This window comes from Desulfatibacillum aliphaticivorans DSM 15576 (assembly GCF_000429905.1).
GTDB lineage: Bacteria > Desulfobacterota > Desulfobacteria > Desulfobacterales > Desulfatibacillaceae > Desulfatibacillum > Desulfatibacillum aliphaticivorans.
Map to the genome: position 1 here is coordinate 438,745 of NZ_AUCT01000002.1, position 15,439 is coordinate 454,183.

General features: G+C 53.2%; 11 protein-coding genes and 1 tRNA gene. 6 read left to right on the forward strand and 6 right to left on the reverse strand.

Going from position 1 to position 15,439, the window contains the following annotated elements:
* The 3 genes from G491_RS0104100 (at nt 1) to G491_RS0104110 (ending at nt 2,878) form a co-directional block, all read left to right on the forward strand.
* Nucleotides 1-1,488 carry a Glu/Leu/Phe/Val family dehydrogenase gene (locus G491_RS0104100; RefSeq protein ID WP_211239131.1) on the forward strand — a complete coding sequence of 496 codons (1,488 nt, stop codon included), beginning with the start codon at nt 1-3 and terminating at the stop codon, nt 1,486-1,488.
* 129 nt (nt 1,489-1,617) lie between these two features.
* Nucleotides 1,618-2,121, forward strand: a complete 504-nt coding sequence (locus tag G491_RS0104105; RefSeq protein ID WP_028313681.1) for a hypothetical protein — start codon at nt 1,618-1,620, stop codon at nt 2,119-2,121.
* Between the two features lie 34 nt (nt 2,122-2,155).
* A complete protein-coding gene (locus G491_RS0104110; protein ID WP_028313682.1) occupies nt 2,156-2,878 on the forward strand; it encodes a GAF and ANTAR domain-containing protein in 723 nt (240 codons plus the stop codon).
* Between the two features lie 486 nt (nt 2,879-3,364).
* Here the strand turns inward: G491_RS0104110 and G491_RS0104115 are convergent.
* The 6 genes from G491_RS0104115 to G491_RS0104140 form a co-directional block, all read right to left on the reverse strand.
* Nucleotides 3,365-3,440 (reverse strand) — tRNA-Asn (locus G491_RS0104115).
* Nucleotides 3,441-4,204: 764 nt separating this feature from the next.
* On the reverse strand, nt 4,205-4,693 hold the full coding sequence (locus tag G491_RS0104120) for a Crp/Fnr family transcriptional regulator (RefSeq protein WP_015947428.1): 489 nt from the start codon (nt 4,691-4,693) through the stop codon (nt 4,205-4,207).
* 369 nt (nt 4,694-5,062) lie between these two features.
* A complete protein-coding gene (locus G491_RS0104125; RefSeq protein WP_028313683.1) occupies nt 5,063-6,154 on the reverse strand; it encodes an immunity protein Imm33 domain-containing protein in 1,092 nt (363 codons plus the stop codon).
* Between the two features lie 45 nt (nt 6,155-6,199).
* On the reverse strand, nt 6,200-7,333 hold the full coding sequence (locus tag G491_RS0104130) for a phosphatase PAP2 family protein (RefSeq protein ID WP_169829384.1): 1,134 nt from the start codon (nt 7,331-7,333) through the stop codon (nt 6,200-6,202).
* A gap of 412 nt (nt 7,334-7,745) precedes the next feature.
* Entirely contained in the window at nt 7,746-12,122 is a 4,377-nt protein-coding gene (locus G491_RS0104135) for an acyl-CoA dehydratase activase (RefSeq protein WP_084511289.1), read from the reverse strand.
* A gap of 30 nt (nt 12,123-12,152) precedes the next feature.
* On the reverse strand, nt 12,153-12,785 hold the full coding sequence (locus G491_RS0104140; protein ID WP_028313686.1) for a TetR/AcrR family transcriptional regulator: 633 nt from the start codon (nt 12,783-12,785) through the stop codon (nt 12,153-12,155).
* A 224-nt stretch (nt 12,786-13,009) separates the two neighbouring features.
* Between G491_RS0104140 and G491_RS35290 the strand changes: the two genes are divergently transcribed.
* The 3 genes from G491_RS35290 (at nt 13,010) to G491_RS0104155 (ending at nt 15,434) form a co-directional block, all read left to right on the forward strand.
* A complete protein-coding gene (locus tag G491_RS35290) occupies nt 13,010-13,174 on the forward strand; it encodes a hypothetical protein (protein WP_015947433.1) in 165 nt (54 codons plus the stop codon).
* A gap of 252 nt (nt 13,175-13,426) precedes the next feature.
* Nucleotides 13,427-15,022, forward strand: coding sequence for a hypothetical protein (locus G491_RS0104150; RefSeq protein ID WP_028313687.1), 1,596 nt, complete (start codon nt 13,427-13,429; stop codon nt 15,020-15,022).
* Between the two features lie 118 nt (nt 15,023-15,140).
* On the forward strand, nt 15,141-15,434 hold the full coding sequence (locus G491_RS0104155; protein ID WP_028313688.1) for a hypothetical protein: 294 nt from the start codon (nt 15,141-15,143) through the stop codon (nt 15,432-15,434).
* Nucleotides 15,435-15,439 lie beyond the last annotated feature (5 nt).

The following is a 15,439-nucleotide window of genomic DNA, read 5'->3' on the forward strand; positions in this document are numbered from 1 at the left end:
ATGAGTTCAAAAGACAACCAGCGCTGTTCAAGTATTGCACAATTATTTTGCCTTTACGCCTTCCCTTCCTTGCAGAGAGCACTATCTAACTATTACCTTAATATAATAAATACAATCCATTATAAGATATTGCCGCTCCGTCGCCGGAGTTGGTACGCCCCTTGCTCCAATAAGGGCCGGTTATGCTGGAAAGGATTTGGAACAATGTATCAACCTCAACCTAAAAAAGGAGGCAACCGGATGTCGAGCCAAAACCCTTTTGAAATTGCACGAAAACAAATTGCTGACTGTGCGGAAATTCTTGGGCTGGAACCCCATGTGCATGATCTTCTCCGCAACCCCATGTTTGAAGCCCACGTATCCATGCCGGTGCGTATGGATGATGGCTCCATAAAGGTGTTCCAGGGTTTCAGGGTGCAGTACAATAATTCAAGGGGGCCAACAAAAGGGGGGCTTCGCTTTCATCCCGACGAAACCATTGATACCGTGCGCGCCCTTGCGGCGTGGATGACCTGGAAATGCGCACTCCTGGACCTCCCTCTCGGCGGTGGAAAAGGTGGGGTGGTGTGCAATGCAAAAGAAATGTCTCAATCCGAGCTGGAACGCTTAAGCCGCGCCTACGTCAGGGCGATCTACCAGATAATCGGGCCGGAAAAAGATATCCCTGCGCCCGATGTTTATACAACACCGGCGGTAATGGCCTGGATGATGGATGAGTACTCCACGATCATCGGCCGGAACCAATTCGGCGTCATAACCGGCAAACCGATTAACCTGGGGGGATCCTTGGGAAGGGGAGATGCAACTGCCCGAGGAGGAATGTATACCATTCGCGAGGCAGCGAGGGAGTTAGGCCTGGATCTTAAAGGGGCTACCGTTGCCGTGCAGGGCTTCGGAAACGCAGGAAATTTTGCGGCAAGCCTGGCCCGGGATCTTTTTGGCTGTAAAATTGTCGCCGTCAGCGACAGCAAGGGCGCTGTGTATTGCAAGGATGGCATCGATCAGGAAGGGGTATGCACCTTCAAAGAAGACACATCCTCAGTCGTCGATTGCCCAAATACGGAAAACATTTCCAACGACGATTTGTTGGAACTGGATGTGGACATTCTGATCCCTTCGGCGCTGGAAAACGCCATCACCGAGAAAAACGCCCCGAATGTCAAGGCAAAAATCGTTGCCGAACTGGCTAACGGCCCCACGACTCCGGAAGCGGATGAAATCCTGTATGAAAAAGGGGTCCACGTAATACCGGATTTTCTGTGCAACGCGGGCGGGGTTACGGTTTCCTATTTCGAAATGGTGCAAAACGCCTACATGTACAATTGGGGTGAGGAAACTGTTCGCCATCGTTTGGATGACAAAATGACGGTGGCGTATAAATCCGTATTGGATACCTCCAAAAAATTCGCCATCAATATGCGCAAGGCAGCCTATGTAGTCGCTGTTGAGCGCGTAGTTGAAGCCATGAAACTTCGTGGTTGGATTTGATGCATTGTTGCGAGAAAATCGTAAATAAAGCGCTGAGCCTATAGAAAATAACGCAATAGGGGCTGCCAGAATTACAAAATTGATTCTGGCAGCTACTATGCACGAATGTGTTGGAAAAGGAGGTTGGCCATGAATTATTATTTTCAAGATGGGCATTATGCGGCTGAAACAACAAATGGGCTGGATATCGATTCTGTGCTTATGATGGAGCGGATGGATGAAGTTGAAAATATGTCCGCAAGAGAGAATCCGATTTATGATCAGATTAGTTCTTTCAGCGTTGCGCTGTATGTTTTAGGCTGTTGTGAGGCGGACGACTTTTTATCGATGCAGGATATTGACGAGTGTTATGCCGCGGAGCTTTTAAAAATCAATTTTGTCGAAATTAATAAGACGGATATCACGCCTGGGTATAAAATTTCCAATAATAGGGAAAAATACCTAATGGTATTGGGAGACCCCGTTTTTCCGAAACATTTCGCCATTATTGTTAATATGGAAAAGGAACGACCTTTTTTCTCAAAACTAAGATACTTTGGGAGCGGCTACGATACTCTTGAAGAACTGATTCATGAATATCTGGATGAAGGAGTGACGGGCTATGAAGACGTTCATTATTTCAGACTAATTTGATGACTCCCTCAAAGCCATGTTAACATCAATAGATATGGAAAAAGTCAATCCTGGGACAAGTGATTACTTCAGCAAAACCTTGGACGAGATAAGCCGCAATATTGCAGCCGACTTTTTTCTTGATGACATTTTGAAACTCATTGCTTTTGCCGCGGTTAAAGTCACTGGTGTCGACATTTGTTCCTTGTGGCTTTTTCACGAACCAAGTGATAGGGTCTTGCGGCTTGCGGCGACCCAATCTATTGATCGAACCTGTATTAAGAAACCAACCCTGTCCATAAATGAAGGGGTTGTGGGGCATGTGGCTGCGACCAAGGACCTCATGGCAATTAGAAAACTATTGGAGGAACCTCGGTTCAAGGAGAGAGAGATGGCGGTAAGGCTTTCTCTTATGTCCATGCTCAGCATACCGATGCTGACCGGACAAAATGAAGTTGTGGGGGTGGTGAATTGCTATACCCGTGAAGAGCGTGACTTCACGGAGGCCGACATATCCTTATTAAAAGGTGTAGCTTGTCAGGCGACAAGCGCCTTTACAAAAGCGGAGCACATGGTTCGTGCTCGTCTCATAAAAGAGGAGTTGAAAACCCGAAAAATAATTGAACAGGCGAAAAACATTATCATGAAAAAAAAGGGGCTTTCCCGCGACAAGGCTTTCCACTGGATTCAGGAAAAAAGCCTGGAGACATGCAATAGCATGCGGAAAACTGCCGAGGCCATCCTCATCGCGGAAATCCTGCAATGTGAAGTGAAGTAACCTGAAGTAGCTACGACTTAATCTGACAATGCCGTGGACAATACCCTCCCCTTGGCGACCTCTTGGGAAGATTACCTATCGCTCCTGCCAACCCCCGATTTTAACCTCACCAACGATTGATTCTTACCTCTGCCGGGTGGTTCATTGGACGCTTACTATTATTTAGTATTCCTGTGCGCCCCCCATCCTGTCCATCCTCCGCCAGGGGCGGAAGGGACCATGACTCTCGGCTCTGGTATATAGACAGGTCCTATGTTCCAACGTAATTAATTGATTTCAAAACATTACTTCCAATCCCGAAAGTTTTTGAGTTACAAACTAATTCTCTAATTCTGGAGTGACAAATTTTTGAGAACGGACAAGTTTTTGGGGACATCCTGCATAATCCACTAACTACCGAACAAAAGCTCTTTATTAGGACTTCATAGGAAAAAGAGGGGCCAGGCAATAAAAAAACCCGGCCCAAAAGGACCGGGTGTTGTTTTTTGGCTCCCCAGCACGGACTCGAACCGCGGACCCAGTGGTTAACAGCCACTTGCTCTGCCAACTGAGCTACTGGGGAAGAAGGACCGCCTTTCAATTAACACGCGCCTTGAAAGGCTGTCAAAAAGCCTGCAAATCTATACGATCGCGAGCCCGCCCGAAGTGGAGCGTGAGAAGCCTTATACGCCAAGCATCCCGGCCTGTCAACGGAAAATTTGGAATTGTTGGGGAAAAGTTTGGCTGAACCAAAGGCCGGAATCCTCCCTCGAAAAACCGTCAATTCACTTTTTCGCAAAAAGCGTACAACTTATACAGAATAAAAATCAAGAATGATACCAAGTCGCAGTCATTCGAGTAATTTGTTCATTCGCTTTCATGGCCTTTATTCCATACCCAACCGCCATTCCGCAAAGACACTGGGTCCCCGTTTCCGGGAGTGCGTCATGATGATTGCAAAAAACGCAATCATCCCGCCGCCTCCCTTCACGGGGATGACGGAGAACGGAGGCTATAGCAGCCATAGGGCCTTGGATGCTCTTTTACCCTGACAGAAGGGCTTCAAGCGTTCTCTGCACTTTCGCCAACCCAAAAAGTTCGTCATCCCGGCAAGGGACGGTCTGCTTTTGAAGACCGTCCCGCAAGCCGGGACCCAGTGTCCTCTTTGGGTTTTCCCAAGGATATGATTACTTGTTTGAAAGCAATTTGGTATGGAAGCATTTAGGAACGTGAAATCAAATTCTTCCTCCGGGAAGATTTACCAATAAAAAAAAGGGCGCCCGTTTTGGACGCCCTGCTTATCATTCAGTCAGCGAAGTTTTTTCTTTGTCCCCTTAGCCTTCTGGATCACGCCTCCGCGGCGATGAAATGCAAGGGCTGGTCCTTGTCCATGGGCAGCGGAAAATCCCCGTAGCTTTCGGACATGGTCTGGTAAATCCGGATCAACCGAGATCCCAGAATGGCCGCCAAACGCTCGTAGATGATCATGCCCGAGGCCGGATACCGTTCCATGGCCTCGTATAAATCCTCCCGTTTGATGGAAAGCAGCCGGGTGTTGCCCACTGTGGTGGCTGTGGCGGAATACACGTCCCCGCCCGTGAGGCTGGACCATCCTATGAACTCCCCGGGTTTGTCGGCGGTGTACACCAAACGGCCCTCGCTCCCGATGGTCAGTTCGACGGTTCCCTTGATGAGGAAATAGGCCCGTTCGGCAGGATCCCCCTGGGAAAAAATCACGCGGCCGTCCGGCAAATGCTCCTTGCCGGCATTGTACATGACCCTTTCCACAAAATGCTCCTCCAGGTCCCGGAACAATGAAGTTTTGTCTGATTTCATGGCGAATCCTCCTTTCCCAATCCGTTATTGCCAGGCAGGCACAGGTGCGCCTGCGTCCTTTATCCATGGATTGCGATTAAAAGAGGGCTTGGTTTTTCAGGCGAGAGAGCGCAGGAGAAGATTCGGCGGGGCGAGGCCCCGGAATCGGCAATGCGGCGCAGGAGACTGGTTCAGCAGCCCTTTAAGAGCATGACCTCCATTCGTCCGGCAAGGGAGCTTAGCGCCCCCTTTCATGCTTAGAATACAACAAGCGCGGGCTTCCCGGCAATTTTAAACGCACGGGGCCGTTGCATTTTAAGCAAAACCGGTCTGACTGGCCTCCCGGCCATCCTGTCCGACAATTTGAATATACAAGATTCGGGCCAAAACCTATTTATCCGGCATGGTGTACAAGCCCGGCTCGTACGGCGGAGGCAGCATGGCGATGCGGGACTCCAACTCCTCCCATTGGCGATCGGGAAAACTGCGCAGCAACTGGGACAAAGCCTTTTTGTCGCTGACCGCGCAGTTCATGAGCACAAAGGAAAAATCCGCCCAATAAGGCTTGCCGTCCTTTCCTTTTTGCTCAATCCGCTTGGCCGCGGCAGGCAGGCGCAGGCCGGTTTTCAGGCTTTCCCGTTCCTTTTTTGTGGCCGGAAATTCGAGAATGCGGACTGCAGGGCGCTTGCTTTGCCCTTTTTCCAGATCCATGGTCACGGCGGCCATGGGCGGGGATGCGGATATGACGATGGCCGGCAACACCCGGGCGTTGCGAAACCGGGAATATACTGAAATCCAATAAAATACGGTTCCCAGAACGCACAGACCCAGGAGGGCGCCGCCTATCCACTGGGAGACAAGGGTCATGATCAGAACGGCCGGAATAAAGCTGAGCCCGGTCACGGCAGGCCAGACGGGATAGTGCGTCGCCCACACCAGGGGATTGATGTTGACCCGGGGCTTTTTGGACCTCCGGGGCTTGAAGTCCTCGCCGAAACCTTCCTGGTTTTCAGGATTTTTCCCGCCGGGCGGGAGAGGCTTCTCCTCTTTAGGCGGCTCCGGCGGCCGTGGGTAATCTTCCTGTTCCAGGGCAAAGGGGGCCTTTTCCGACTCGGGCGCCTTGGGGTACTCCTCCTGCTCCAAGACAAGCGCTTCCGGCTTGGGCGCAGGCGCCTCCGGCTCCGCAGGCTCTTCTTCTTCATGCAGGGGAATGACCTGTCCGTTGTTCTCGTTTATAATGAATTCCGAACCTTCGGAGAAATCCAGGTAGGGGGACACGCACGGGTTGTGCTCGAGGATGGTTTTAATCTTTACGGTGACGTAATTGTCAAAATTTCCGCTGTATTTGGCGTCTTCATCGCCGTAAAGAAAAACCCAGCCGGAAAGGACGCCGTCTTCAGGCGCGGCCCGGAGAAAATGACGAATTTGAAATCCGTGGGCCACGGCTTTTCGTGAAACCATGCATTGCTTTTGATTATCCATGGAGCTTGTCAAACTTTCCTTGCACGCCGGAGTTTTATCGCCGGCTTATTGCGGTTTTTCATCTGTTTCAAAACGCACCTTAACCCTGTTTTCCAGGCTCTGGGGCAGGATAACGGTCAAGGAATGATTCATTTCCACGTATTTTCCGTGGATGCCTATGGAAATATATATGTGCTGGGCGTTTCCAATCCGCCTGGAGTCCGGATGCACGTCCAGGTCCAGGGAGGGAACGCCGAATCCCTTGGAATCCACAAGAAGGCGGCTGGCCTCCCCGGGCGCATAGCGGGCTTCCACATGCACCGGCTCGAAATCCGTGTGCACCACCAATTCCTGCACATAGGGCCTGATGGTCAAATCCTTCTTGAAGGTCTCAAAAATAGGACGCCGGGTGAAATACGAGGACGACACGCTAAAGGCCAGGATCACGAAAATGGTCGCGAAAACCAGCTTTTTGACGACCGAGGCTTTCCGGTCCGGGTCGGGCTCTTCCTTTTCGGGAATTTTCAGGATGAAAAAATACAGGGCCGCAGCTACGAACAAGTTGATCCCGCCCGACCACGTCACGTCAGTCAAAAAATGAGCGCCCTGAACCACCCTTGTGGCGCCCATCAACACGCCGAAGCCCAGGCTGGCCACGCCCCCGGCAAAGGCCGCGCGGGATTTTTTCCGAAAAAACAGCAAGGGCACGAAAGCAAAGCCCATGGCGGCGTGTCCGCTGGGAAAACTCTGCCCCTTGCCAGGATCGCCGGGATCGAACACGTTGTGGTATTGCCACTCGCCTCCGAACTCCGTGATCTCCACAGGCCTTGGCCTGCCCCAATAGGGCTTGAGCACGCCGTTAATCAGGACTCCGCTGGAAATCACCCCGGTCAAAAAGACCAGCAGCATGTATTTGCGCCATTTGATCAGGCCGGAATAAAAATACCCGCCGAACCACAGGCACAAGCCCCCCACCAGAAAGAGCACGCCGGGCAGCGTCCCCTGGTGGTACATCCACAACCAGGGCTGTTTTTCAGCCAGAAAAAATCCCTGCTCCTGCGAATAAAACAGGGCCGTAACCTTCCGGTCCAGGTCCAGAAAGGACGCGAGGGCCGTAAACAGGATAAGAAAAAGGGCTATGCCCGCCAGGACGAGCAAGCCCTTTTTTCGATAGTCCATTGGTGCGTTTTGTGCGGTCACTTGGCTTCTTCCTGTTCGTTGAATCCGGGACTCTCATAACAACGCGGAAACGGGGCCATGTGCGTTCTTTGTACAAATCAATTATTCAACTTCCGAAAATAAAACAGATTGAAACCGGATGATTTGGCGTCAAGCTCAGATCCGCCTTAAAACGGAAGCCCAGGAGTCTTCGTCCCTTCCCCCCTGGCGGGGGAAGGACAGGATGGGGGGGATTATCGCGAGAAGCATAAAATGTCACCCCCACCCCAACCCTCCCCCGTCAAGGGGGAGGGAGCCCTTTGGGCGGCCGTTTCGCCGCCAAATAGTTTTTCGCCCTCATTGATTTTCCAAATCAACGGGAGAACGTCATCCTCGCAAGTTGAGTTGATCTCATAGGGAGATCCTTTGCGCCGCATTTTGCAGAGTCCCGGCGTTAATGCAACTCCCTGTTCATAGCCATTTTATCGTGAAGCCGCAAGGCCCTTAGGCAAAAGGCCTCCAATTTCGCCTCAATAACCTGTGGAAAAGGCGATCCGTCGCTTTCTATGGCCAAAAACGGCAGGGTTTCCGTGTCTGACAAAATGCGGGTCAGCTTGCCGTTGCCGGAAGTCAGTCTGATTTTCTGCTCCCTGGTCATGGACCGGGCCATAATGGACTCGCTCAATCGGTTGGGCATGCACCCGAAGGGCCCGATTGCGATGGCCCCGCAGGTATGGGAGCCCACTTCGTACAGGGCGCTGCCCACAGTGAGGATGGCCTCCCCCGTAAGGTTTTCCGAAATAAAGGCGCCTCCGCAGTTCATGATGCCTTCCATGTCCACGGTATGGTCGGGAACCAGGCCGCTGGTCGCCAGCCATTCCTTGATGCGCTTCTCGCTATGGGCCAAAAAGCGTTTTTTAATGGATTGGATGACTTTCTGCTTAAAGCCGACCGGCGCCTCCACAAGCCCTTTTTCCACCAAATAGTTGGAGTAGATAATCCATTCAGCGATGGGGGAGCAACGCACGGCTATGCCCCGCTTGGCCAGGTTCTCCGTCAGCTTCCTGCGGGAAAGGGAGTCGCGGCGCACATAGATTTCCCCCACCAGGGAAACCACGGGAACGTCTTCAGCCGCCGTCTTTCTTGGGATGGCCCCAAGCCTTTTGGCCGAAGCCAGGGCTTGCCTTTTGAGCCGGAAGAAGCTCTGCGTCTCCAGGGCCGCCAGGATTTTGGTCCATTCCTCCTCGAAAACCGCCATGGCGTAATCCGTGTCTGTGGCGCAAGCCAAAAGCATGGAGCGCACGTCCTCCATGACGTCGGCCGTCACCAGGGATCTCCAGGCCCAAACCTGGAAATTGCCTCCCATGCCTGCATACGCGTTTTCCGCGGTCAGGGAGAACAAGGCCACGTCTGGGATTCCCCGCTTTTTAATCAGGTCCTCCATAAAAATATGGTACTGGCCGAACCGGCACGGCCCCGAGGCCGTGGGCATGAAATAAATGAGGATTTCGTCCTCGCGCTTCTCCCTTTCCAGGTAGCTGAGCAAGGTGCCTGTGGTGAGAATCAAAGGCAGGCACTCCTTGCACGAGGTGTTGGCCCGGCCCAGCTTAAGAATGCGTTCGTCCGAGGGCGGATGGGCCACGGCGTTCAGCCCCATGCCCCGGAAGGCCGCCGCCGCGGCCTCGCTGGAAATCCTGCCCATGGATGGCAGCATAACCGTCACTCTGGGGTCCGTCCAGGGCAGTTTTTCTCCCGAGGACGTTATGACGTAGGGGCCTTTTTTCTCCAAGCCCACGGAGGCCGGGGTGAAAAGTTTTTTGGGCTTTGCCATGGTCTTCAGGCGGGAAAGCTGCCTGTACGACGCCACGATATCCAAAAATGCCTCGATGCGCGTTTCCAGGCCGGCGTCCGCCGTGTGGCTGTCCAGTTCCAGGGTCAGGGACGGCTTGCGCCCCATGATGTCCCGGAAATATCCGACCACAAAGGAGTCCGGGCCGCAGGAAAAGTTTGTGATGAATGTCCCGAACAACTGGGGATGCTTTTCCGCAAACCGGGCCGCTTTTAGGATGAGCTGGCCCATGCCCCAGTACATATGCCGTTTGGTGCGTTCGTTTTCCAGGGGCAGAAAATCAAAGGGGATGACCATGACGCCCCTTGAGGCGATTTTATGGGGGATTCCCATGTGGGCCTCGGACACGAATCCGTTGTACGGCCGCGCGAACAAAGCCACCGCGATTTTGTCCGGATCGTTTTCCAGGGCTTTCAGAGCCTTGGCGCCCAGGGCTTTCATTTCGTCCATGCACTCCTGCTGCACGGCCAGGGCCTTGTCAAAGGCTTCCCTGGCCTCGCTCCGGGGAATTCCCGCAGCGTGGACGGCTTCCACCATGGCGTTCCGCGCTGCGTGAACGCCTTTGGAAAAATCCAGGGTGGGGGTGAGCATTTGCGTCCCTTTGGCCTCCAGGGCCTGGATTTCCCGGGCGAATGTGGCGCCCAGAAAAAAGGGCTCTCCCTGGACAAAGGGGCAGACCTGGGAGGCTTTAAAACCGTTGGTGATGGAAATCGCCTTGAAGTGGGGCAGAAAGATAAAATCCGGCGCAGGATCGTTTTGGATCATGGTGTGAAAAAATCCGTGAGCCAATTCGCCGGGGTAGCAAAAGGCCGCCTCTCTGGCGTCGATACCCTTCTGGGAGGGCTTGTCCGGCACAACCGGGGCCAGTCCCAGGTTGGCGAAAAAATGGGAATACAGGGGATAGTAGGTATTGGTGAGAAAGCTGCGGTTGATCCCCACAGTCCCTCTCTGAATTCCCTGCCTGGCCTCGCCCTGGGGAGCGCCGTACTTATGGAATATGAGCTCCTGGCGCTTGCGGACCAGATCCAGTTCTTCAATCTCGTATTTGATTTCACGGCGCAGGTTGTAATACCGGTTGCACGCGCCGCCGAAGGGGTATTTTTTGCCTTCAATTTCTATGACCGCAATCTCGCATTTGCGGTCGCATTTTTCCTTGCCGCCCTTGCAGATAAAAGGCGTTTTATAGACCACGTCCCGGGCGACCAGGGTTTTCAGGTTAAAGGTCTGAGGGGCCATGAGCCCCTGCTCGATTTTTTCCTGCACAGCCAAACCCACGCCGAAAGCGCCCATCAAACCGGGCTCGGGCGGCACCACAATAGGCTTGCCCACCAGGGCGGCCATGGCCAAAGGCACGGCTCGGTTATAGCAGACCCCGCCCTGCATGAACACGCGCTCTCCCACGGTCCGGGCGCCTTTGACCCGGTTGGAGTAGTTCATGCAAATGGAATAGGTCAGGCCAGCCACAATGTCCTCGTGCTGAATGCCTTCGTGGATGGCGTTTTTGATGTCTGAGGAGATGAACGCCGCGCACTGGTCGTTAAAGTTGGGAGGCGACTGGCCCTGAAGGGCGATGTCGGCGATGTCCTCCATTTTCACGCCCAGAGTTTCAAAGGCCGCTTCCTCCAAAAAGGATCCCGTGCCCGCGCTGCAAGCCTCGTTCATGGCGTAATCCGAAGGCACGCCGTTGGTCAGCCAGGTGTATTTGGCGTCCTGGCCGCCGATTTCAAAAATGGTGTCCACCTTGGGGTCAAAGTGCACGGCCGCCGTAGCATGGGCGATGATTTCGTTGATCACCCCGTCCGTAAGGGCGTGAAGCCCGGCGATCTGCCGGCCCGAGCCGCAAACGCCCAGCCCGATAATGGAGATGGACTCGGATGGAGCCTTTTCCTCCACCTGCTCCAAAATGGCCTGATAGCACTGGCGGGAAGCGCCCACGGGATCGCCGTTGGTGCGCAGGTACACGGAAGCCAGCATGGCCTTATCTTTAGTGCGCAGCAGCACGGCCTTGGTGGTGGTGGAGCCCACGTCCAAGCCCAAAATGCATACGTCGCCCTTTTGCACTTCGCCGGTCGTCATGGTTTTAAAATGGACCTGATCCTCAAAAGAGGCCAGGGGCTCCAAAATGTCCATGACGGCGGCGTTGGCGTTAAAAAGCCCGTCCATGCCGGGAAAGGCCAGGGTCTTGTTTTCCAAGCCCCACAGGGCCGCGCCGATGGCCTCATAGCAATAGGCGTGCTCGGGAATGACCAGGTCCTTAATCTCCTGCTTCAGATAATGGACCATCATCTGGTTCTGGGAGGTGCCGCCGGTAAGCATAATCCGGTCCCGGCCGACTTTCTTAAGAAGCTCCAAAATCTTGTTGGCCATCATCTGGCACAGGCCCGCCGTAACCCGGGATTTGGGAATCCCCTTGTTGGTGGCGTGGGTGCAGTCCGACTTGCAAAACACGCTGCAACGGCCCGAAACATGGTGCGGAGTTTCCGTGGCCGCCCAGGTTGCGGCTTCCTCCAGCGTTACGTTCATGCGCCGCAACTGCTGCAAGAAAAATTCCCCCGTGCCCGAAGCGCACTTGTTGCCGGTGAGCACATTGGAAACCTGGCCGGTCTTGCCAAGCTGGTAAACCATAAAGGTTTCCCCGCCTGCGGACACAACGGCCTGGCAGGGCTCGCCTTCGGGCTTAAACAGTTGATAAGCGGCTTCCACGGCCTCGGGCTCGGGAATGGAAGTCAGGTTTAAAAGGTTGCGCAGGCGCCTGCCCGTGACCGTAATGCGGTCGTAAGCGTTCAGGTCGAACTGCTCCAATGCTTTGAGCAGGGCCTTGCGGGGATTGCCTTCGTGAGGCAATGCCAGGGTTCTTTCCACCTCAAACGGAACGCCGCCGCCTTGAATGATGGAAGCCATGGTAATGGTGGAGGCCCCCAGACACAAACCCAGAGAGTGGAGGCCGGAGGCGTTCTGATTGGTCATATGCGTCTTTTCCATAATATCCCTTCCTTTTTCCTTAAGGAGGACTTACGGGGTTTTGCATAAAAATTTCCAGATCAACATGTCCAGGGTATGCTTGACGTCGTCCTTGCCGTAGCCCAGGTCTTCGTTCCGGGAGGCCTTGATGAACAGTCCGTACAAAAGCATTTCCACGGCGCCGTACAAAACCTGCCGCACGGCGCTGGGGTTCAGGTCCCGGTCAAATATTCCCTGATCCTGTCCATCCTTGATGATGGAGTCGATGGTGTGAATGAACTTGCGGTTCTGGATGGTGATTTCCATCCGGGTGTCTTTAAGCTCCTCGTCATTGATCATGAACATGCGAGGCAATTCCTCGATGAGCACTTTGGCCAGGTACAGCCGGTTGTTGTCCCGGACCAGCATGAACTCCGCCAGCCGGGCCACTTCGGTGATTCTGGCGACAGGGTCGGAAATGCTTTCCAACTGGGTCTCCAGCCTGTCGTTCAAAATCTTCCAGAAGCGGACGGTTATGGACAAAAGAACCTGGAGCTTGCCTTTGGGAAAATAGAAATAAATCAAGCCGCTGGATACATTGGCCCTTTTAGCGATGCGGGCCATGGTTGCATTGGCGTATCCGTTTTCGGCGATTTCCAGGGTGGCTGCGTCCAGGATGCGGTTTTCTTTGGTTTGTTCGGTCATGGCTAAAAGCGTCCTCTATTAAGCCTCTGCGGAGTTCTCTCCGCGATTTTTGAATTTGAATTCAAATTCAATTTTCGTCACGACAAGCCCTCCTGTCAAGAAAATCTTTTGTAAACGAATTGTAAAAACTTAAGCCGCCGCCCAATCAGGCCGATATATTATTGCGGCTGCATTCAAATGCGGCGGGCCTTTCATGGATTTTTTATGAGGAGCAGGAGGCGCGGATGGTTTGGATGTTGATTATGGGCGTGCTATTTGCGGCGTTGGTGATTTTCAGCCTGAGCGTGTATTTGTTTGTGGAGACGGAAACCCAAAGAAAAGCCAGACTGGCCCGGGAAGCGGTGAAGTCCGAGCCCGAGGTTCCGCAAAAGATGCTGGAAATGTTCTAATCCCGCGTTTCGTTCTTTAGATTGCTGACGCCTTAGGAAGTACGGAGCTTCCTGAAACCGCCTTGCAAGATTTTTAGGGTGGCGGGGACTCTCATCAAGGACCCTTGTCGCCATCTACCATAAAGCCCGGACTCGGCCCGCAAAAGGGGCCGGCCGGGTTTTTCCATTGCAGTTTTTCCGATTCCTATCTATCATCTTTCCATATAGCTTCTATGGTAATTCCTAAGCGCTTGCCAGGTTGGAGATTTTTAGATGGGTGGAGTGGAAATGCCGAATGGGTTGCGGTCTGACATCAGGGCTTTTGAGTTTCAAACCGCGTGGCTCAAGATACTGCTTTGGATTAGTCTGGCGTACATCGCGATCGTTGCATTTCACGGATATTTCAATCATTTTGTGGATGACGAGTTCAAGCACATTCTGCTCATGAGGGATCATGGGGTTTGGGGCTTTATCAAGTATTATTATTACGAGTCGGACGGCCGTTTCGTCTCGTTTTTTCTCATGTATTGGATGGAAAAAATCAACACCATGGTCCCGCTGCACAGGGTTCTGGGGCTGGTGCAAAGCGCTTTGATCGCCGGGGCCCTGTATCTGCTGCAAAAAAGGTTTTTGGGAAGCAAGGCCCAGGGCGGAGTTGTCCGTAAAGGCCTGCTTTGGAGCCTGTGCATCGTGGAGACGGCCATGGTGCTCATGATAATTCCTTACAAGGCGGACGTGCTTTTGTGCATTCAGGGGCCGTCGGTTTATATGACGTCGTTCTACCTTTTCGTCCTGGTTTTGATTTTTTTGGATCGCTGCGCCAAGGGCGGCGGCGCAGGCAATCTGATTTTTGCGGGAGCGCTTTCGTTTTTAGCCGCAGGATGCCAGGAAATATACGGATCCATGGCCATTGGCCTTTGCCTGGTGTTTTTAGGGATCAAGGCGGCGGACGCCAAAGCGCCGAACCTGGGAGGATTTGCCGGAGAGGCGTTGCGCACCACGGCGTATATTTTCCGGCGAATAGTCAAAATGCCGTATGCGTGCTACGCCGTGTTCCTGGCCTTCCATGGAGCGGGGCTGGCGATAATCGCACTTTCCCCCGGAGTCGCAGACAAAAGGGCCTTTATAAATGCGCCGGACCTGCCCCTGTGGCAAGACGCCCGGCAGGTGCTCATAAACACCCTGATGGAGACTGCCAAACCCAAGCTGTATATGATTCCGGTCCTGGCTTTTTTAATCGCCTGGCTGATCGTGGGAATTTGGGGGCGCAGAAAAAAGAAAGACGATTTTGTTCCCAATAACGCCGCGATTTTCGGGCTGCTCGTCTTCATGAATTTTTGCCTCATGCTGATCATGAACGTCATCAGCCGCATTTCCATGGGAACCCCGCTGGCCGCGCGGGCCTATACCGCGCCATTTTTATTCATCTTCCTGCTGACGGTTCCGGCCATGATCGCCGTGGTGCAAAACAGCGAATCCCTTTTTTTTGTCAAAGGCAAACCCCTGTTTCAAATGAAAACCGCCGCCAACATATGCCTGATTCTGTTTTTCGGCTTTCATATTCTGAACGCCGCATTTCAAGTGGTCCTAATCCCAGAAACGTTGAACCACCACAAAGCCAGGCTGGCCCGGGAGGCCCTGTTGGAAAATCCGCCCGACGGGGAAGGCCCCATTGTGCTGCCCAAACTGCCCTACGTCACCATGCATAAGAAAAATCCCCTGGACACCTTTCCCGAAGGCTACCTTAACCAACGCATGGTCCGGTTCTACCGCCTGGACCGTCCGGTGGTTTTGGAAAAAACGCCGGAGGTCAAGGAATCCATGGGCCAGTTGATTATTCGGGCGATAAAAAACCGCATTTTATTATAATTTAAAATTTTTCCTGAAAAAGGCTTGACACCTGAACATATGTACTATAACCTCCCTCTATAGAACATATGTTCAGGCGCCGCCGCGCTCCTGGACAAAAAAGCGAAGGAGCAAAGTCATGGATCTTTTCATCACGATTTTTAATGCAAACAGGCATTGGATACTTCCCATAATATTGATGGTGGTCGCCGGATTCGTAGCGCGGGAGGTGCGGAACTTTCTTCTGGAGTCCGGCGTGGGCGACGCCGGGCGGGAATTCGGCCTTGCGGTAAAAAAAGCAAGGCCCATGACAAGCCGGCCTTTTTCCTCCAAGGGGATTTCGCCCCTTCCCCCCGCCAAAAGGGCCAGGGCCAGCCTGCAGTTCGGCGGCGCCATGCTTTTTCATAACGACCGCTTTGACGGCATGAAATAAAGGAT

Coding starts and splice junctions, on each gene's coding strand:
- G491_RS0104100 (WP_211239131.1), top strand. CDS start 1: ATGAGTTCAAAAGACAACCAGCGCTGTTCAAGTATTGCACAATTATTT.
- G491_RS0104105 (WP_028313681.1), top strand. CDS start 1,618: ATGAATTATTATTTTCAAGATGGGCATTATGCGGCTGAAACAACAAAT.
- G491_RS0104110 (WP_028313682.1), top strand. CDS start 2,156: ATGGAAAAAGTCAATCCTGGGACAAGTGATTACTTCAGCAAAACCTTG.
- G491_RS0104120 (WP_015947428.1), bottom strand. CDS start 4,693: ATGAAATCAGACAAAACTTCATTGTTCCGGGACCTGGAGGAGCATTTT.
- G491_RS0104125 (WP_028313683.1), bottom strand. CDS start 6,154: ATGGATAATCAAAAGCAATGCATGGTTTCACGAAAAGCCGTGGCCCAC.
- G491_RS0104135 (WP_084511289.1), bottom strand. CDS start 12,122: ATGGAAAAGACGCATATGACCAATCAGAACGCCTCCGGCCTCCACTCT.
- G491_RS0104140 (WP_028313686.1), bottom strand. CDS start 12,785: ATGACCGAACAAACCAAAGAAAACCGCATCCTGGACGCAGCCACCCTG.
- G491_RS35290 (WP_015947433.1), top strand. CDS start 13,010: ATGGTTTGGATGTTGATTATGGGCGTGCTATTTGCGGCGTTGGTGATT.
- G491_RS0104150 (WP_028313687.1), top strand. CDS start 13,427: ATGGGTGGAGTGGAAATGCCGAATGGGTTGCGGTCTGACATCAGGGCT.
- G491_RS0104155 (WP_028313688.1), top strand. CDS start 15,141: ATGGATCTTTTCATCACGATTTTTAATGCAAACAGGCATTGGATACTT.